14 protein-coding genes and 2 pseudogenes are annotated in these 20399 nt (G+C 41.2%); 1 reads left to right on the plus strand and 15 read right to left on the minus strand.

The annotated features are described in order from the left end of the window. Positions 1-11 precede the first annotated feature (11 nt). From ACFFHF_RS21820 to ACFFHF_RS21860, 9 genes and pseudogenes are all read right to left on the minus strand, one after another. Positions 12-540 (minus strand): annotated as a pseudogene (locus tag ACFFHF_RS21820) (carbonic anhydrase). Between the two features lie 61 nt (positions 541-601). Continuing rightward, on the minus strand, positions 602-3220 hold the full coding sequence (locus ACFFHF_RS21825; RefSeq protein ID WP_377059027.1) for a DUF2309 domain-containing protein: 2619 nt from the start codon (positions 3218-3220) through the stop codon (positions 602-604). 14 nt (positions 3221-3234) lie between these two features. Then, positions 3235-4740, minus strand: a complete 1506-nt coding sequence (locus ACFFHF_RS21830; protein WP_377059028.1) for an NADH dehydrogenase subunit 5 — start codon at positions 4738-4740, stop codon at positions 3235-3237. Positions 4741-5348: 608 nt separating this feature from the next. After that, positions 5349-6653, minus strand: a complete 1305-nt coding sequence (locus ACFFHF_RS21835) for a murein hydrolase activator EnvC family protein (protein ID WP_377059029.1) — start codon at positions 6651-6653, stop codon at positions 5349-5351. Between the two features lie 111 nt (positions 6654-6764). Then, positions 6765-7658 (minus strand): permease-like cell division protein FtsX, encoded by an 894-nt coding sequence (ftsX, locus tag ACFFHF_RS21840; RefSeq protein ID WP_377059030.1) that lies wholly within the window; start codon positions 7656-7658, stop codon positions 6765-6767. Beyond that, entirely contained in the window at positions 7648-8334 is a 687-nt protein-coding gene (ftsE, locus tag ACFFHF_RS21845; protein ID WP_160549587.1) for a cell division ATP-binding protein FtsE, read from the minus strand. Before ftsE ends, ftsX begins: the two co-directional genes overlap by 11 nt. Positions 8335-8853: 519 nt before the next feature. Then, positions 8854-9171 (minus strand): cytochrome c551, encoded by a 318-nt coding sequence (gene cccB, locus ACFFHF_RS21850; RefSeq protein ID WP_160549588.1) that lies wholly within the window; start codon positions 9169-9171, stop codon positions 8854-8856. Positions 9172-9222: 51 nt separating this feature from the next. Beyond that, positions 9223-10086 (minus strand): YitT family protein, encoded by an 864-nt coding sequence (locus ACFFHF_RS21855; protein ID WP_377059031.1) that lies wholly within the window; start codon positions 10084-10086, stop codon positions 9223-9225. Positions 10087-10428: 342 nt separating this feature from the next. Continuing rightward, on the minus strand, positions 10429-10734 hold the full coding sequence (locus tag ACFFHF_RS21860) for a hypothetical protein (protein WP_377059032.1): 306 nt from the start codon (positions 10732-10734) through the stop codon (positions 10429-10431). Positions 10735-10953: 219 nt separating this feature from the next. On the opposite strand from ACFFHF_RS21860, the pseudogene ACFFHF_RS21865 reads away from it, so the two are divergent. Then, positions 10954-12532: pseudogene (locus tag ACFFHF_RS21865) on the plus strand (glycine betaine uptake BCCT transporter). A 44-nt stretch (positions 12533-12576) separates the two neighbouring features. Here ACFFHF_RS21865 and prfB read toward each other — a convergent pair. The 6 genes from prfB to ACFFHF_RS21895 all read right to left on the minus strand — a co-directional run bounded on the left by prfB (position 12577) and on the right by ACFFHF_RS21895 (position 20239). Beyond that, positions 12577-13681, minus strand: a protein-coding gene (gene prfB / locus ACFFHF_RS21870; RefSeq protein ID WP_119710085.1) for a peptide chain release factor 2 whose coding sequence is annotated in 2 segments (ribosomal slippage) — positions 12577-13608 and positions 13610-13681 — 1104 coding nt in all. Because the reading frame shifts where the segments join, the coding sequence is not laid out codon by codon here. Positions 13682-14138: 457 nt separating this feature from the next. Beyond that, the gene (gene secA, locus ACFFHF_RS21875; protein ID WP_377059033.1) at positions 14139-16655 is read right to left on the minus strand and encodes a preprotein translocase subunit SecA; all 2517 of its coding nucleotides are present in this window, start codon (positions 16653-16655) and stop codon (positions 14139-14141) included. A gap of 135 nt (positions 16656-16790) precedes the next feature. Next, positions 16791-17879: an SEC-C metal-binding domain-containing protein gene (locus ACFFHF_RS21880; RefSeq protein WP_377059034.1), complete on the minus strand. Its 1089-nt coding sequence runs from the start codon at positions 17877-17879 to the stop codon at positions 16791-16793. Between the two features lie 336 nt (positions 17880-18215). After that, positions 18216-19055, minus strand: a complete 840-nt coding sequence (locus ACFFHF_RS21885; RefSeq protein ID WP_377059035.1) for a DUF1028 domain-containing protein — start codon at positions 19053-19055, stop codon at positions 18216-18218. A gap of 87 nt (positions 19056-19142) precedes the next feature. Beyond that, positions 19143-19673, minus strand: a complete 531-nt coding sequence (locus ACFFHF_RS21890) for a chromate transporter (RefSeq protein WP_377059036.1) — start codon at positions 19671-19673, stop codon at positions 19143-19145. Continuing rightward, positions 19670-20239 carry a chromate transporter gene (locus ACFFHF_RS21895; RefSeq protein ID WP_377059037.1) on the minus strand — a complete coding sequence of 190 codons (570 nt, stop codon included), beginning with the start codon at positions 20237-20239 and terminating at the stop codon, positions 19670-19672. The genes ACFFHF_RS21890 and ACFFHF_RS21895 overlap by 4 nt, the downstream gene beginning before the upstream one ends. Positions 20240-20399: the final 160 nt, after the last annotated feature.

A 20399-nucleotide genomic window follows, 5' to 3' on the forward strand; every position in this document is an offset into this window, starting at 1 on the left:
TTTCAATATGACTAGTAATGATCAGGTAAGGTTTGACACTGTTTTATCAGTAGGAACCTCCACAATTGAGAATTTCCCATCATTATTATTTAATATTAAACCTCTAACTTTTACATGTGAAGGAACTAATGGATGATGACGAATGCTATCAACACTTTTTACGATATTGTCATTACCAGTTTCTTTTCCATTTAACCACCCATCAACTGTACCACCTGAAAATTCAGGCATACAATTTTGAAAAAGATAATCCAATGTTTGAATTTTATCTTTTTTTGAATCAAGTTGAGTTAGTACATTAACTGTGGCAGTTCTCTTATCTTTTGTTCCTACAACGAAAATCTCCTTAACATTTTCCTGATAAATAGCAATGATAACGGACCTCATAATATCTCCATAAGGGTGTGAGATTACAGAATCATAGCTTTGTATGGTCAGCATGTTTTCTGCTCGAATATTAGTCACTTCTTGTAAAATAGACTCTAACCCGTTTTCAATGTCCGTTAAAAATAATGCTTTTTGATTTTTATCTAAATTCATATAGTTCACTCCTTCTGTATGTTTATAATTTATTGATTAAGTAGTAAATAATTAATAGCAGTTACCAATTTTTCCAGCGTCCTTCTTGATCAACACTAGCAAGTCTAACCCATCCGTTTTGAACTTTTACACGAAATGCAGAATCATAATTTAATAACCGTTCTACATATTCGCTAGGTGCTTGGATAACAATCAGCAATCGAAGAGGAGAATGATATGCCTCGTTATCTGATTGCATGACGGATTGCCAAGGTAGTCCGGCTAACAAGTCACTTGCATTCCCCTGCATAACACCGAGACCTGCTGTGACGGTTTGAGTTGCTTTATTTCCACTACCATAATAATGAGGTGCAACCGTTGAAGCGTAATATTGAAGATTTATCCATTGGGCTACCGTTCCTGGTCCTGCAATGATGTTAGCTAAAAGATCACCACTTTCATCCTGGTTCCAATCATAATTATGAAGGAAGGTTCTACCTTCCAAGTCACAATCCTTAGTTAGTTCACGTTGGCCGATAATAAAAGCCGCATTACGAGCTAATCCCCATTCTGGACGTATCTCACTCCAATCTTCTGCAAATCGGTGTGCCTCTGACTTCGGATTTTTAAGTTTCTTTTGGATATTCGGTAATTGGGCTAGACGTTCTGCATTTGCATTATGGCTTACTTTTGGCATAATAGCTTCGATACGATCAAATGCTTCTTGTGCAGCTTCGGAAAGTTCAGGAACATAAATCCAGTGTAATTCATCAACTGTTGTATTATGCTCAGCAGCTACAAAAACTGTGTTCTCTGGAATTTCAATTCCTGAGGAAGAAAGCTCTTCTCTTACCTCTGGAAGGTTGCATAAAGCGGCTAAAACCCTTGCATTAAATCCACCTGCGGCACCACCACAGGCACCACAGTCGAGAGCAGCAGTATACGGATTGTTGGTACTTTGGCTACCATGTCCGCATATTACAACCAATGGTGCAATATTCTTTGTTAACCCCATCAGTTTCAATGCTTGGCGTGTATAATCGATTTTTTCTTTTTTAGAAAAACCCACATGTATCTCCGCTTCTGTATTATAAAAATGATTAAGCGAGAGCGTTGTATTAGGTTTGCGTAACCAAGTCTCACGAAGGTTACGCATAAAACGTTCTACTCCTTTTGGCACAAAACTACGTGCTATCATTTGTAGACTAAGCCAAGGTCCACTTACTTCAGGTAAGAGTAAGCTCGATAGTACATTCTGTTTCATCTTTTTAAATGTATAGCTTAAGGAGTTCACTGCTTGTTTTCGTTGTTGATATGATTTGAGTTCATTCTCATCTGCAGACTCTTTTATTTTGTGCTTTGGCTTTAGTATAACTGGCAAGGAAGAGTGGCTGTGTTTACTTCCGAGTTCACTTGTTGCAATTGGTAAACCAAAGAATCCAGCAATTCCAATGGTTTCAAACGGACCTTCTTTTTCAAGATGACGACGAAAAGGTTCTGATCGTACATCTATGCAGAATGCTAATTGAGCTACGGCCGTTTTATTCCCTTTCGTCTCAGGGTGTTTAGAGACGATTTTCTGACTTAATTGATCCGTGTGTGTTTTTTCCCAAGCTTCTAACCAAAGCTTCCTTCTTAGCTTCTCATCAAAATGGTAGGCAAATGATAAATATTCGTTTTGTTGTGCGACAGACATCTGTGACCATTCCTCGATTGTAAGCCCCCCCCAATGGAACCAAGATGCTAAAAGGGAAGGAATCGATACTTTTTTCTTAGATCGTTGGTTTTTCAAAGGTAGGTATGGTTTTATAAACGCCCACTCCAAAGAAATTCGAACAGCTAAATATTCTGTAAGGAGTTGCTGTTCATGGCTCGATTGTCTAGAACGCCAAAGCATCATTCCTGCCCATCCAGGTAAGGATAGCAAATGACCTTCAAGATATGTCTGCGTTTCTGATTTTGGGATTTTCAGTTCGTATAAAGCTTTTTTTATCGCAATATGTGCTTCTAGTGGCCAATCTTTTAAACTATCACGCTGTTTCTTATTCAGCGCAGGATCATATTGAATGAGATACTGCCACGCACGATAGAAACCTTCCTCACGATTTGGCATCGTCCAAGCTGACTGCGAATCATCGAGATATAATTTGCACCACTTGATGAAATGATAATCGAGAATATTGACTACCCTTTCCCCATCTTGATTCTCAATATGCGAACTTAATGGCTGCGTATAGAAATTATTATCTGTATTGATTCCATTAAATTCATCTGCCAATTTCCCCAGCTTATGTGATGTAAAAAGATCTGAAGGTATTGGATCTAATTTTAATGCAGCCTGACAAAATCTCTCTGCCACATCCCGTGGGATATTGAAGGAATGTGAATTAAGCCAATGCTGTAAACCCATCTTCACAAAAGCCTCATCAATCTCGCCTTTACTTTTTGCCGATAGAATCATAGAAGCACTAGGGTATATATCAATATCACGAGTATCCTTTAACCAACTTGCAACGTGGTCGAAAGATTGCTTTTCAAGTCCCATCCACGGGTTACGTGCAGCAAATGTAGAAATAGGCCAAAGTGGGGCAATCACTTGGCTGGCAGATTCAATTAAAATGGTAATATCTCTTTCTTGCGAATCTATATTTATATCTTTCTTTTTAACATTTTCTTTCTTTAATACCGATGCTACCCCCATCACTGATTACCTCCTTATGATAAATATCCTTTAAGGTAGTTTGGGTGACTCTCTACTAGCTTTGGTTTGGCTTCACCTAATCGGACTAACCAAAGGTAGATTAATGCGAAGGTAACAGAAGAACGATTACGAGTAACCCACGTACCAATAGCACTACCAAATAGTAAGAGACATATGACAATGATGACAACTGACATTGGAGGTTGAGCACTCTCATAAACGGTTGTATCCAACCACTCGTAGAAGAAGTTATGAATGATAAAATAGACGGTAGCCGTTACTCCTAAAAATGATAAGCCAACAAGTCGACCCAAAATCCCCTTTCCAAGAGCTACGAGCTGTGTCCAAGAAACCGACAATGACCACCCCAAGATTAACGCACTAATTAATTGATACCCCTCTCCAGGAGCCATGAGCCAATAAACAATACCTACAACTAAACCTAAAATCCGACCAGCCAAAATCCATAAGAAGGATGATCTTTCATTAACGCGAGGCGATCCTTCGAAAGGACGCACTGCAGAACCAGCCTGTAAAAACAGAGCAGCTTTGAACAAACCATGTAAAATAAGATGACTAATCGCTGCTACATATGCACCTAACGCACACTGAATGAGCATAAATCCCATTTGCGCTATCGTGGATCCTACTAACTGGCGTTTATAGTCAACTTGGACTAAACTAATTCCAGATCCAATCAATACAGAAATACTTGCTAGAATAAGCAACATGATAGAAGCTATATCACCATTAAATAGAGGTGAAAATCGAGTTAATATAATCCCACCTGCATTTACTAAACCTGCGTGCATAATTGCAGAAACAGGAGTCGGAGCAACTACAGATTCAATTAACCACCTTTGAAAAGGCCACTGAGCAGCTGGAATGATCACCGCAAATACAATCAATAAATTAATCCCCGTTTGCTCCCATGGTCCGAGTTGAGCTAAATTATCATTTGTTAGAGCTAAGGATAACTGCCATTGACCTGTGACTTTAAAAAGCCATACCACTGCGAATAATAGGGATAACCAACTTAATGAAAATAAGCGGCCAGAAACCCTAGATGCTTCACTAGCTACTTTCCATCCACGGTTTAACCTAATAAGTAAGGTTAAACCAATGAGAGTTGCTCCCCAACACAGGACCATTAAGCGTAAATCAACACTTAACCATGCAATAGAAGCAGCACCTGTAGTGAACGTAAAAAGCATAAAATATTTCCGATAAGAACGATCTCCCATTAAATAACGTACAGAATACCGTTGAATGATTAAACCAATCCCAAGAACAAAGAAAGTCATTAACCAAGCTAAGGGATCCAAGGACCAAGGACCAACAACTCCACTAACACTAGTATTCAAAAGAACCCATAGTGAAACTAGAGACGGTAAAGCCAACAAACCAATATGAATACGAACAAAACTCAGGGGTACTCGCGGATGTAAAAACAATAGACCACTAATTGCAGAAATACCCAGCATAATAAAAAATAATGATAAACTCCAAGAATCTAACACAATTTATTCTCCCTTCTAAACGGCGTTAACAAAGGTCTTCTATCTATCTGAAAAGTATTAATAACGTTTTTTTGAAGAAAGTTGTATTTACTCAATAAAAAAAACCGACAACTTCAAATCTTCAATGATCATTTAAAATCATTGGAGATTTGAAAATTGTCGGTTTTACTTCAACTAACTACAACGAAGTTTTTTGAAGAACTACCTTTTTATAAGTATTACTGTATGTTTAACTTACTACTAAAGTAAACATCAATATAACTTAATTTAACAATCAATTTACGTTACTCTTCCTTATTATATTTGGTTACTTTTTCATCCAGTCAATATTATATATTAAAAGAATGCTAAAGGCCGAATTATTTTAAAAGGCGAAAATAAGTATCTATCGATTATTAAGTTAAATATAAAATATGCCAAATTTTAAAAATTGTCAACAAGAAAGCTCCCATATTCGTCTTCGCTCTCAAATTCCTTCGCTTGCCAGAGGTCTCTTACTTGAATCTAGCCATAGTAAATTCCCCTTAATACAAAAAGCGCAATATGTCTACTATTGAGAATAGACATATTGCACTTTTTTTAAAGAATTGTTTTGTATATCAACATTTTTATAGTGGCACAATTCCAACCGGATTAATCGCATTGGACTTCGATGCATTCCATCCACCACGGTGAAGCTCGAAGTGTAAATGTTGGCCATAGGAATCACCTGTGTTACCCATGTTTCCAATGAACTGACCTTTAGATACGACTTGTCCTTCGCCAACCGCACGACTGCTTAAGTGAGCATAGACCGTTGTATACGTTTGTCCGTTAATGCTGTGTGCAATAAAGATCGCATTTCCGTAACTAGATGAGTAGTATGAACGAATAACTACCCCATCTGCTGCTGATACAACAGGAACCGTTCCTTTTGCAGCAAGGTCAACCCCTGCATGCAATTTACCCCAACGAACACCAAATCCTGAAGACAGGTAACCCGCTGATGGTCTTGTGAAAGATCCACCGGATACAGCTGGAGCTGAAACGGTACTGCCTCCGCCGCTACTTTCTGTACTTCCGCCACCACCTGACGAATTGTTTGCGGCTGCTGCTGCGGCCGCCGCTGCCGCTGCTGCAGCTTCAGCAGCTGCTTTGGCCTGACGTTCTTGCTCCATTTGAATGGCTTTTTGCATCGCAGCAGCTTGATTAGCTAAAATCGACTGCTCTTCTGCTAGCGCCATTTTATGGTCATGAAGTTCAGTCTCTTCTTGTTGAAGAGTCGCCATTAACTTGTCCTTTTCAGCCTTTTGTGATTCAAGGCTCTGCTTCATTCCTTCAAGGTCAGCAAGCATTGTTTCTAATCCTGCAAGCTTGTCCTCTACTTCTTTTTTCTTAGCTTCAAGTTCTTCTTTATCTGCTTGATGCTCTCTTAAAATATCTTGGTCAGCTTCTACAATGGTTGCTACCGCACTCATACGATCGATAAAGTCTGAAAAGCTCTTTGCTCCCATCAATACATCGATATAACTAACCATACTTCCGTTTTCCTGGAAGTTACGAGCACGGTCCTTTAGCAATTCATTTCTCTTTGCAATACGCTCTTCAAGAACAACGATTTCTGCTTTTAATGTTTCAATTTCAGCCTTTGTGTTCTCGATTTCCACGTTCTTTTCAGCAATCTTATTTTCCGTATCGGTTACTTTCATATCAATCTCTTTAATTTGAGCTTGAATAGAAGACTGTTGGGCTTGATTTTCAGATAGCTTTTGTTCTGCTTCATCAATCTTCGTTTCTACTTCTGATTTTTCCTCTTGAATTTGACTCTTTTCTTCTTGAAGGTCCTGAAGTGTGTTCGCCTTTACTGGAGAGACAAGAACACTTCCGAAACCTATTGCAGCAGCAAGTGTGACATATGTTATCTGTTTTTTCACTCCGATTTCTCCTTCCAAATGCTAAGTTAGTCGTTCGATAGACAGATAGATTCTAGTCTATTAATCTAGTCATTTTTTATGTAGAAAAGGAAAAAAGAACATTCCTTTTCCTTATATTTTCAAGAATTTACGTACGGACATTAAGCTTCCCCAAATTCCAATGAAGGCTCCCATAATCACAAGGATTCCAGCCACTTGGAAAATAAATGGATTCACATCTAATATTTGAATAAAATTGCCCTCTAATCGTGGCGCAATATAATCATGTACTTTTGAATATAACACCGAAATCATCGCGATGGGAATAACCGAGCCCAGTATACCGAGCATAAGCCCTTCTAGGAAGAACGGCCAACGAATAAACGAGTTCGTTGCTCCCACTAAGCGCATAATTTCAATTTCACGTCTACGAGCAATAATGGTGATCTTAATCGTATTTGAAATAAGGAACATCGCTGTAAAAAGCAACCCAACGATGAGCACAAGACCCACGTTACGGCTGACGGATAAAAAGCTAAATAGCTTTTCAACAGAGCCTTGTCCATATTTAACTTTTGTTGTGTATTCAAATTCATCAATTTGTTTCGCGACATTCATCGTATCAGTAGGGTTCTTTGCCTTTACGATAAAGACATCATTTAATGGATTGTCTTGCTCAAAAAGGTTAAACACTTCCCCTTCTTCTCCAAGACTTGCAATCAAACTATCAAGTTCTTCCTCTTTTGCAGAGAAGGTGACACTTTCCACTTTCGAGAGACTTTTTATCTGCTCTTCAAGTACGGCTTGGTCTTCTTTCGTTGCTGCTATATCTATGTGAACGCGGATTTCCACGTCTTCTTCAATCGAATCGGCTACCTTATTCAGGTTCATCATAATCACTAAAAACACGCCAACAAGAATCAAGGTTACCGTAACGGCACTTACAGACGCAAAGGTCATCCAGCCGTTACGACCAAGATTTTTGACGCTTTCTTTCATGTGACGACGGATCGTTCTAGCTTTCATAGCCGTAGTCACCTCGCATTTGATCTCGAACAATTTTTCCACTTTCAATCGCAATTACGCGATGCTTGATGGTATTAACAATCTCTTTATTATGAGTTGCCATCACGATGGTTGTCCCTCTCGTGTTAATCTCTTCAAAGATGTTCATAATTTCCCATGACGTTTCAGGGTCAAGATTACCTGTGGGCTCATCCGCAATCACAAGCTTAGGTGCATTTACAATCGAACGGGCAATCGATACACGTTGCTGCTCTCCACCTGAAAGCTCGGTTGGAAGCATTCTCGCTTTATGCTTTAAGCCAACGAGATCCAATGTCTCCATTACTCGCTTCTTAATATATTTCGGCTGTTCTTCGATAACTTCAAGTGCAAACGCAACATTTTCATATACATTTAACGTTGGAAGTAACTTAAAGTCCTGGAAAACCACGCCAATATTTCTTCGTAATAAAGGAACTTTCGAGGGTCTAAGTGTGGCAAGATTGATTCCATTAATCATAATCGAACCTTTTGTGGGCTTTTCCTCGCGGTACATCATCTTAATGAAAGTGGACTTCCCCGCACCACTCGGCCCAACCACGTACACAAACTCACCTTGCTGTATATTTACATCTATTCCATTAGCGGCAGTAACACCGTTTGAATACTTTTTATAAACTTCTTTCATTTCTATCATTTAACTATCACCTAAATTGTTTTTGTCATATCTATCAACTGGCCATTGGATGTTGGTTACATTTACATTACATGGATGATGGTCAAATGAATTATCGCCGAAATTCGACAAAAGTTGACCGCTACATTAGACAGTATTCTTCATAAATCACATACAAGAAACATTATAGCACTATCCTAATACAAAAAGTTCTATAAAAATATTACATTTTCTTTTCAAGTATTGTCATATTATGGTGAGACTTGGTAATAGACATCTAAATGATTCGACATGATTGGTGAATTTCCTCTATTCATGGAGGGGGATTTGTTGTGGAATTTTGTATTTTTGTGGCGGGTTTTAGATAGGGCAATATGCTCATCAGGTATATATCAGCGACATTTCAATTTTATCGGCGACTTTCTCTACTTTATCAGCGACTTTTTAAATATACCAGCGAGTCTCTCTATTTTATCAGCGACCTCCCTATCTACACCTTAAAACACAAAAAACGCCCACCAGGACGTTTTTCATCAGCCATTATTTCTTGCCAGCTAACCATTCGGCTACCGTGGAAGCATCTTCGCCTTGTAAAAGTCCCTTTGGCATAGCACCCTGGCCATTTGCAATAACATGCTCAATATCTTCTTTTGATAGACTAGCACCGATTGCATCAAGCTTCGGTCCTACTCCACCTTCAAGGTTTCCGCCGTGACAGCTTGAGCATTTTTGCCCGTAAAGCTTTTCAGCGTCTCCGCCACTAGCTGTTGCACTGTCATCTGTTGCTTCCTCTCCACCGCCACACGCAGCTAGTACAAATAATGTTCCCATCAATAGTGCAAGAAGCTTCTTTTTCATCCAAACTCCCCCTAAGGTAAAAAATACATAGTCGGTAATATTATACCAATGCTAGGCACGTTTGAAACCCTCACCAAGTACCTCGGAAGCGTCCATAACGATGACAAATGCAGATGGGTCAATGGTTTTCACTAGTTGTTTCAATTTCGTGAACTCTGTTTGGTCAACGACGCACATAAGGATTGGTCGCTCGTGATCGGTATAGCCTCCGTATGCTGATAGTTTTGTCACACCGCGGTCAATTTTATTCAAAATGCCTTCACGCACTTCCGCCTGCTGGTTCGTAATTATCATCGCCATCTTAGAACGACCAAGACCAATTTGCACCAAGTCAATCGTTTTCGTTGTTACATACAAAGCAATTAAGGCATACAAGCCGCGTTCAATATCAAACACAATTGCAGCAGATAGAACAATTAATCCATCAATAATGGCCACACAGGTGCCAAGTGTTAGCCCTGTGTATTTGTTAATAATCTGAGCGGCCAGATCCGTTCCACCTGTTGACGCCTTTCCGCGGAACACAATTCCTAAGCCGAGACCCACTCCAATTCCTCCAAAAAGGGCTCCAAGAAGAGGATCATTTGTCCACGGCTCATAATCATTCGTAAAAAACACAACCAATGGCAGAAAAATCGTTCCTACGAGCGTTTTTACACCAAAATTCTTCCCTAGTAAAAGAACACCAGCAATAAATAAAGGAATATTAAAAGTCCACTGTACAATAGCTGGTTCAAATCCAAATAGAGAAAACAGAATGGTGGATATCCCACTTACCCCACCAGAAGCAATTTGATTGGGTAATAAAAATAAGTTAAAGGCAATTGCCACAATAGCTGATCCGATGAGTACATATATGTATTCTAAAAATACTTCTACCTTCGGATGAACTCCAGATGTCTTTTTTCGATTCATTAACCGCGTCTCCTTTATCAACCTTTTTCAAATAACTAGGCGAGTATAGCATGGAGGAAAAAGGTTGTAAATGCCACTGTACCAACGTGTTAAAGGGTTAAAAGCCTTCTTATTAGGCTCTTTTCTTGTTGCTTTTTGGAACACAATTTTAATGATTGTCTAAGTTTCCTCAGAAAATTTTATAAATTTTATAAGAAAAGAGCTTGTAAACTAAATTCTCAAACGCAAAATAGCTATTTCCACGTTAAAATCGGCTTTAAGATTTTAACAACAATCTTTACAAAACAGTGTGTTATTAATATGAAACAAAATAAGACCGGGCATTCACCATGCTCGGTCTTATTACTGTTTATGTACGATTCCAACCGCGATCGTTTCGAGAAACGGACGAACGTTCGTGGATCGATTTTTGGCATATCGAATCATCATAATCACGTCGTGAAGCTCTTGTGGAGTTAAAAGTTCAATCGACCACTCCACGAATTCCTCATTGGAGATGGTGTAGTTTTCAGTCGGTACTTTGATTTGTTTATATGTACGGAGTTCATCACGTAAAATTCGTTTGTAATATTCATACTTCAGCTCCACCAGTTCATCCTCTTTGCGGAGTTTTTCGGTAAGATAGAGCATCGATTTCTCGCTTATCATAACTATTTCTTTCACCTCTGTCCAGCACGTTCGCATTCCCTACATAATGATAAACAAAAAACTAGCGTTGTGCAAAAAATTCTTTTACTTTCTCTATTATTTTTGAAAACCCTTTATCCTTCAAGGGCATTTCGAATTAATTTCACTACTTTTTTTCCAGCCATTCCTAATTCCTTGACAAACGCATGAATTAATAGAAAGATTGTATACTAAATGTGAATGAACCAAGGGAAGGATGATTTTGTGAAAGAAAAGAAACTAGGTTCGGTATTTTACATATCGGTTGCTATCATAAGTTTATTTGTATTATGGGGACTACTCGCACCAGAAAACTTAGCAGAGTCAGCAAATGCCGCCCTCGCCTTTACAACGGGGACTTTTGGATGGTTTTATCTATTAGCCGCCTTTATCTTTTTAGTCTTTGCAGCGTACTTAGCATTTGGACCTTATGGAAAAATCAAGCTCGGGAAGGATGATGATGAACCCGAATTCTCGTACTTTTCATGGTTCGCAATGCTTTTTTCTGCAGGTATGGGAATTGGATTAGTCTTTTGGGGAGTAGCTGAACCCATCACTCATTATATCGATCCCCCGCTTGATTTGGCTGAAGGTCAAACACCAGAAGCCGCTCGCTATTCATTACGATACTCATTTTTCCACTGGGGGCTCCATCCCTGGGCGATTTATTGCCTCATTGCCCTTGGACTTGCCTATTCACAGTTTAGAAAAGGAGAATCTGGCCTAATCAGTTCCCACCTTTCGTCCTTTGCTTGGAAAAAGGGTCGAGGGACCGATTGGAAAAGGAATTGATACATTTGCTACGATTGCCACCACATTTGGTGTTGCGACTTCACTTGGATTAGGGACATTGCAAATTAACAGTGGCCTTGCCCATGTGATTGGAATTCCAAACACCGTTGGGGTTCAACTGTTAATTATCCTTATTGTTACCATCCTTTATATGGTTTCTGCTACCACAGGGCTTGATAAAGGAATTCGTTACTTGAGCAATTTGAACCTAGGATTGGCAGTCGGACTCTTACTATTTGTCATTGTCACTGGACCAACCTCGTTTATCTTTGATGCCTTAACCACAACGATTGGTGGCTATTTAGGAAATCTCGTTCAAATGAGCTTTCGTTTATCTCCCTTTACACAAGGAACATGGGTTGGCGCATGGACCCTGTTTTACTGGGCATGGTGGATTTCATGGGCACCATTTGTTGGAACGTTTATCGCTCGCGTGTCTAAAGGAAGAACCATTAAAGAGTTTGTCCTAGGGGTACTGCTTGTCCCAACTTTGTTCGGTACGATTTGGTTTTCAGCTTTTGGAGGCTCCGCTCTTTTCTTTGAGCTTTTTGAAAATAGAGGAATCGTTGATGCGGTGAGTAATGACGTAACAACGGCCCTTTTTATCACCCTAGAGCAGTTCCCACTTGGAACCATTTTAGCTGGCTTAGGGACATTGTTAATTATTACGTTCTTCATTACCTCTGCTGACTCCGCAACATTAGTGCTCGGAATGCTTACGTCCAAAGGGGTGTTGAATCCCGCGAATTCAACTAAAATCATCTGGGGTGTACTGCAATCAAGCATTGCTGCGGTGCTTTTATGGAGTGGTGGATTGAATGGACTTCAAACGGCTTCGATCGTGGCCGCCCTTCCTTTTGCCGTGATTATGGTGTTAATGGTTGTATCTTTGAGTATGTCATTAAATGAGGAAGTAAGAGAGCAGAAGAAGATTGAAAAGCGTCGGAATAAAAAATTAGATCAGCTTTTAAAAGAGAGTGATTTGTAGAGAAAAAGCCTTCTAAGTTTGGATACTTAGAAGGCTTTCCTATTTTATAAACTTAATTTTGATCGCAAGTACGCATTAATGAAAATGTCGAGATCTCCGTCCATAACTGCTTGCACATTTCCTGTTTCCGTGCTCGTACGGTGGTCTTTTACCATGGAGTATGGGTGGAACACGTAGGAACGAATTTGTGAACCCCAGCCAATTTCCTTTTGCTCACCACGGATTTCCAAGAGCTCAGCTTCTTGCTCTTCAATCTTCTTTTGATAAAGCTTCGCTTGAAGCATTTTCATTGCACGCTCACGGTTTTTAATCTGAGATCGCTCGGTTTGACACGTCACCACGACATTCGTCGGAAGGTGGGTAATACGAACGGCAGAGTCTGTCGTGTTAATATGCTGACCACCAGCACCACTCGCACGGTACGTATCGATTTTCAGATCTTCTGTACGGATGTCGATTTCGATTTCATCATTGAATTCTGGCATGACTTCACAAGAAACGAAGGACGTATGACGACGCCCCGATGAATCGAACGGAGAAATACGCACTAGACGGTGTACCCCTTTTTCTGCTTTTAAGTAACCGTAGGCATTATGGCCTTTGATCGCAAGAGTCACACTTTTAATTCCGGCTTCGTCACCTGGTAGATAATCAAGCGTCTCCACCTTGAAGCCCTTCTTCTCAGCCCAGCGAGTATACATACGAAGAAGCATCGAACCCCAGTCTTGAGACTCGGTTCCGCCTGCACCCGGATGAAGCTCAAGGATCGCGTTGTTTTTGTCGTATTCTTCGCTTAATAAAAGTTGAAGTTCGAATTGAGCAAGGCGCTCCGAGAATTCCTTCAATTCGGTTGCCAGGTCGTTTTGCATTTCTTCATCTGCTTCTTCACGAACAAGTTCATACGTAAGATCTAAGTTTTCGTACACTTCGTACAGGTCATGAAATTCATGTACCTGATCCTTTAATGCATTGGATTCAGAAATAACCGCCTGTGCGGCTTGCTGGTCATTCCAAAATTCGGGTTGAAGCATGACATCATCAAGCTCCGCGATTCGTGCTTCTTTGTTTTCTAAGTCAAAGAGACCCCCTAAAGTCCGCTAATTTCTTAGCTGTTTTTTCAAGCTCGTTACGGATATCTGCTAATTCCATGATTATTGCCACCTCTATAAAAATTTTTAATCAATCGTTTTCCATAAAAAGAGGACGGTAGATTCTGTTGCTACCGACCCTCTATTTTATTATGTTTGTTGGGATTGGATTGTGATTTGTGTTGTATATCTGTGTTTTTTGGAAATCGGATGTCTAAAGATCGACTTAGTTCACTCATTCTACTAGTTTCTGGGAATCACATGTCCTAAAGGCTAACTTAGTTCACTCATTCCACTAGTTTTTGGAAATCATATGTCCTAAAGGTCAACTTAGTTCATGGATTCCACTAGTTTCTGGAAATTAGTGTTCTTAAGCCTACTTAGTTCATGGATTCCACTAGTTTCTGGAAATCAGTGTTCTTAAGCCTACTTAGTTGACACATATTTTGTGATAATCGCAAGTAATTTCTTATCGTAAAATCACCTTAATGCCCAACTTCCAGCCACTTTTATTGCCTCTAGTCTAAGCTTCCGCAGCAGTTTTTATACTTTTTGCCGCTTCCGCAGATACATGGGTCGTTACGGCCGACATTCATTGCCTTGGTTACGGGCTTTTTCTTGACTGCTTTTTCGCCGTCTTCCTTTGGGTTCACTGCTTGGCCCTTGGCAACCTCTTGACGCTCTAGGTTGTTGCGGATTTCTGCCTTCATGACGTACTTCGCTACATCCTCTTCGATCGCTGCGATCATGCTTTCGAACATTGCAAAGCCTTCGTGGTTGTATTCGCGAAGTGGGTCGATTTGACCGTACGCACGTAAGTGAATTCCTTGACGAAGCTGATCCATCGCATCGATATGGTCAATCCACTTCGAGTCAACGGCACGAAGCACAACCACTTTTTCGAATTCACGCATTTGCTCGAATGAAAGCTGCTCTTCTTTTTCGTCGTAGCGCTCCCTCACTTTTGCCAGAATCAATTCAGTCATCGCCTCTGGCTCTTTGCCTCGTAGGTCTTCCACCGTTACATCACCTTCGTGAAGAAGATTTCCGTTCACATAGTCAATGATGCCTTGCAGGTTCCACTTATCACGGTCCTCAAAGCTCGGTGTGTGAACTTCTACGCTACGGCTAACGACCGTTTCGATCATTCTCTCTACGATTTCGCGCAGGTTCTCAGACTCAAGCACTTCATTTCTTTGCGTATATAAAATCTCACGCTGCTGACGAAGAACATCGTCGTAAGAAAGAAGCTGCTTACGTGCATCGAAGTTGTTTCCTTCTACACGTTTTTGTGCCGATTCAACGGCTCTTGATACCATTTTACTTTGGATCGGCTGTGAATCGTCCATGCCCAGACGTGTCATCATCGCCTTCATATTATCAGAACCGAAGCGGCGCATCAGCTCATCTTCCATAGAAAGATAGAACTGGGTTACCCCTGGATCTCCTTGACGACCTGAACGTCCACGAAGCTGGTTATCAATACGACGGCTCTCATGGCGCTCCGTACCAATAACGGCTAATCCGCCAACCTCTTTTACCCCTTCACCAAGCTTAATATCCGTACCACGACCGGCCATGTTGGTAGCGATCGTAACTGCACCTTTATGACCTGCTTCAGCAATGATTTCTGCCTCACGCTCGTGGTTTTTCGCGTTTAACACATTATGGCGAATACCTTTTTTCGTTAGGTATTTGGAGATTAATTCAGATGTTTCAATCGCAACGGTACCCACTAGAACAGGTTGGCCCTTGCTGTTACGCTCAGCAATATCTTCGACAACCGCACGGAATTTCCCGTCCATCGTTGCGTAGATTAAATCGGCACGGTCATCACGAGCGATCGGACGATTCGTTGGAATCACAATTACATTCATATTATAAATATTGCGGAATTCCTCTTCCTCTGTTTTCGCCGTACCCGTCATACCTGACAATTTTTCATACATACGGAAGTAGTTCTGGAACGTAATCGTTGCAAGCGTCATACTCTCGTTTTGAACCTCAAGACCTTCCTTCGCTTCAATCGCTTGGTGAAGACCATCGCTATAACGACGTCCCTTCATCAGACGACCTGTAAACTGGTCAACAATCACGATTTCGCCGTCCTGCACCACATAGTCCACATCTAAATGCATGCTCGCATGTGCCTTCAGCGCTTGTCCGATATGATGGTTCAACGCTACGTGACGAATGTCGAATAAGTTCTCGATGCCAAACGCGCGCTCTGCTCTATTGATTCCTTCTTCCGTCAGCTGAACACCCTTTGTCTTTTCATCGTACGTGTAGTCTTCATCTTTTTTCAACGTACGAACAAATGCATTCGCTTGAATATAAAGAGCCGTCGACTTTTGAGCCGAACCAGAAATGATCAATGGTGTACGTGCTTCGTCAATTAAGATTGAGTCCACTTCGTCAATAACCGCGTAGTAAAGCGGACGCTGTACTTTTTGCTCTTTGTACAGAACCATGTTATCGCGGAGATAATCGAAGCCTAGCTCATTATTCGTTGAATACGTAATATCACAAGCATACGCAGCTTGCTTTTCTTCTTTTGAAAGGCCGTTTGTGTTTAAACCTACTGTTAAGCCTAAGAACGTATAAAGCTGACCCATTTCCGTCGCGTCACGGCTTGCCAAGTATTCGTTCACCGTTACGACATGAACGCCTCTTCCAGACAAGGCGTTTAAGTATACAGGCATGGTAGACGTTAACGTTTTCCCTTCCCCTGTCTTCATCTCGGAAATGTTTCCTTCATGAAGAGACGCGCCCCCCATGAGCTGAACAGGATACGGGTAAAGCCCAAGTACACGCTTGGCTCCTTCGCGCACAACGGCAAACGCTTCAACAAGCAAATCATCCAGTGATTCGCCACCTTGATAGCGAGACTTGAACTCGTCCGTTTTCGCACGAAGCTCGTCATCGCTCAACGCTTCCATTCTTGGTGCCAATTTTTCAATCTCTTCACTCAGTTTGGTTAGGCGTTTTAATTCTCTTTTATTCGGATCAAACACTTTATTTAACATTCCAAGCATTTAGAACGCTCCTTTTTGGTTATGGCTAATTATGTATAAATTCGCCAGATTGCTTGGCGAACCCTTCGTCATTCAAATGTTTACCTATTATTTTATCACTTTTGGGTAATCAGTGCCAATAAGAGCCAGAAACAACTACTTTAAATACTCGTCCTCTTCTAGTTCAATCTGCAGGTCTTCTAAAATCATCGCTCGGAGTTCTCGTAACTCAGGAGTGAGCGTGGTCTTTAAGTCCCTGACAATTCTTCCAAGACTAGCCGCAGAAACGTTCGTCTCTAAGGCAAACTCATTAATCGTCAAATCAACTAATGGATGAACCTCCATCGCCACATACTGAACAGCCGCCACGTACACAGACTTGCTTTTCACCTGCTTTGGCTTGATTTGACAATAACGATTCCAAAGTGCGACTCCCGTTCCGGTTAGTTCTGGTGGCGAACCATAGCTCTTAAACTCTTGGACCAGCGACTCGGCAATCACCTTGTGAACAGGGAGTGGCCAATTGAAGTTGTCGATGTTCACTTCGGCTGATAAAAATTGAATTTCGTTCATCACATAAAGGAGCTGATTTTTCAAAAACTCGATAGGGTCATCGTACTTGCTTTCGGCAAACTCCTGCTTAATAAACTCTTCATCCCTTTGATCAGATTCCCCTTCAAGGTCAAAGAAGGTCGGGAAAAAGATCCACTCCTCACGATATGGAACGATAAATCCGAAGATGAAAGAGTTCGGCTCAGCTGCTGATGGCTGAAGAAGCTTGATTTGTAGAAGCTCATCAGTCAGCGTATCTTTCATTGTTACACTGGTTGGCGTCAGCTCAAGCATTCTCCCTGCAACCGGCCGAGGGCTGTGCCAGGAAGCGACGATGTCTCGTAAACTCGCTCTTGTGACCGTTTTATCACGGTGATGGATAAAGTCTTGTAAAAACGTCATGTTTTGGTCCACTTGTTTGAAAAGGGCGAACCATACGGTATGAATAAAGCCAAAAAACTCGATTTCCTTTTCATCATCAACGAGCGCAGGAAGAACATACCGATCAAAATCCTCATCAATTTCATCACCGTACATATAATCCACATCACTGATGACCTTTGCCTGGATTTGCTCAATCTCCCGTTCTATTAATGAGTTAATCGAAATGGCTTCTTTTAAGCCACAACATTTTTTATATTTTTTCCCGCTCCCACATGTACATGGTGCATTTCGATTAAATGATGCTGCCATTCGGTTCTCCTTCTTTATCAAGGCTCATTTCTTAAACTTTGTTGTTTTGGAGATAAAAAACGCTTAACCTGAGCTACAATACATAGCACACTATACTCCAATGGTAAGAAAAGAGCTTGCATTCTTAATTTCAAGCACAAAATAGCTTATTTCCACGTTAAAATCGGCTTTTAGATTTTAACAACAATCTATGTGAACATAGCCTTTATCCAAATCTCTTACCCTTTAGTGTAAACGATTATGGAGGAATACAAAAGAGATTGAGGAGAAAATGGGTTGTGTTTTTCAAAATAAAAAAAGCACTTCTTGGCTAGGAAGAAGTGCCCACTATTAAAACTATTGCTTTTTCATATAATCAAGTACGTCCAAATCAATTTTCCCACGCTCTAACTCGCGCGCTTCAAAGTTCTCAGTATGTATATAACGAGTCAGAGCCTTGTGAATGCTTTCCTCATCCACATACAATTCCAAATATCCGTGACGTCTTAAATGCGCAACCAACTCTTCCTTCACATGCCCTTCAATCGTAGCCATACGATCAGGCTTAGCAGGGGCAAAGTATAGCTGTTGCAAACCAAACACGCGAATCAGCTCTTTAATGGGCTCCGGATGATCGTCAACACGAAGATCGATGAAGCGGTCATTGTATCCACCATAACCACCCGCTTCCTTCACTACTAATAGGGCCGCTGATTGCTGACCACGACTATCACCGCCAGCCTCTTGCCCTGCATTTAACGCGGCAAGCAAGCGTTCCGCCAGAGTGCCACTTGTCTCTTGAAACGTTTTGGCCATCGCTTGTACGGTCTGCTCGTCTACTAAAATATTGCCCTGTGCGGCAAAATGCTCGCCAACGATTCCACCGGCCCAGTCATAGCATTTTTCACCGGTAAAAGAAGCAGCATTTCCGTTCGCATCGATCACTCCAACCTGACGCAGATCCTTATCCTCATCTCGTGAGGTAATCATTTCAATGACCTCTTCCGCTAACTTTCCTTCTGAAAATAACTGAAATGCCTCTGGACCATATGCCGTATTCGCATAAGACTGCGTCGCAACAACACCTATTCCAGCCTTCGCGAACGGCACCACCGCTCCGACTCCTAAAAACTTCGACTGCACCGCAACCCCCCATTCTTTCTCCTTTGGGTCATATCCAACGATTGAAAACGTCATGTGTCTGCCTCCTCACGCTTCTAATAAGGTCAGTCGCACATGAATCGCTAGCAACACCAGCTTGTGGAATGTGCGACTGATCCTGACTTATCCTAAGAATACCCCACCATAAACAAGCGCACCCGCTATCACATAAGCAGGATGAACCTTCAGCCTTTCCATCAACACAAAGGCAATGACACCAATTCCAATCGTCTGCCAAATGCCCGCTCCTTCATAAGAGGAGAAAAAGAAATCGTACGTCATCACCCCTAATAGAACGGCAATGACCGGACGGACCAATACGGTGAGTCTCTTAACTTTTGGTGATTCCTTATATTTCATCAATAAACCGAGTAAAGTAACCATCAAAATTAACGACGGTGCCACCGTAGCAAATACGGCAACCACGGCTCCGAAGATACCACCCACTTCATAGCCAATATACCCGGCCATTTTCGTCGCAATCGGTCCTGGCAGTGCATTCCCTAACGCGAGCACCTCACTAAATTCATTAACAGACAACCATTCATACCGATCCACCACTTCATTTTCAACCAATGGAATCGTCCCTGGTCCCCCACCATAACCGAGAATTCCCGGAATAAAAAACGCCAAAAACAATTGCCAATAAATCATGCGGACGTCTTCTCCTTTTCCTTAGAGTTCTCAGGATCTTTTTTCAATAATGCGCTGAGTAATAAGGCAAAAATAATGATTGCAGGATGTACGTTTAAAAATTGCAGCAACACAAGACTCACTACGACAAAAAGAAGAGTCCAACCCCAACCGAGACTAGAGCTCGATGATTTTTTTATAAAATCCCAAGTTAATGTTGCGAGCATCACCGCAACGACCGGCACGACCGCCATCGACATCCCTCGTACCCATGGTTCGTCTTTGTAGGTATTTAGTACATTTAGCAAGATAATCATGAAAAAAATACTCGGTAAAATCGATGCAAAAAGGGCATTTAAAAGACCTAACACACCACCCACACGATACCCAATATATCCCGCCATCTTCGTATTAATCGGCCCTGGCAAGGCATTGGCCAGGGCCAAAATATCCCCAAACTCATCCGAATCCATCCATTTGAATGTATCGACAACTTCCTTTTTGACAAGAGGAATTGATGATGGCCCTCCACCGTAGCCCAGAATTCCTGAGCGGAAGAAGGCGATAAATAACTGTCTGTGCTTCATAACATTCCTCCTAAATTATAAAAATTCAGATAGTTTCATCATACCAAATTTATGTGCTTTCGTTAACCGTTTATTTCGGAATTCGAGATATTCACAAAATCGAAACAATTTACTTAAACTTGTCGAATTTTGTCCGATACATAAGAGGTATGTACAACCA

The sequence above is a fragment of the Robertmurraya beringensis genome, assembly GCF_042433785.1.
In the GTDB taxonomy this organism is placed as follows: Bacteria; Bacillota; Bacilli; order Bacillales; family Cytobacillaceae; genus Robertmurraya_A; species Robertmurraya_A beringensis.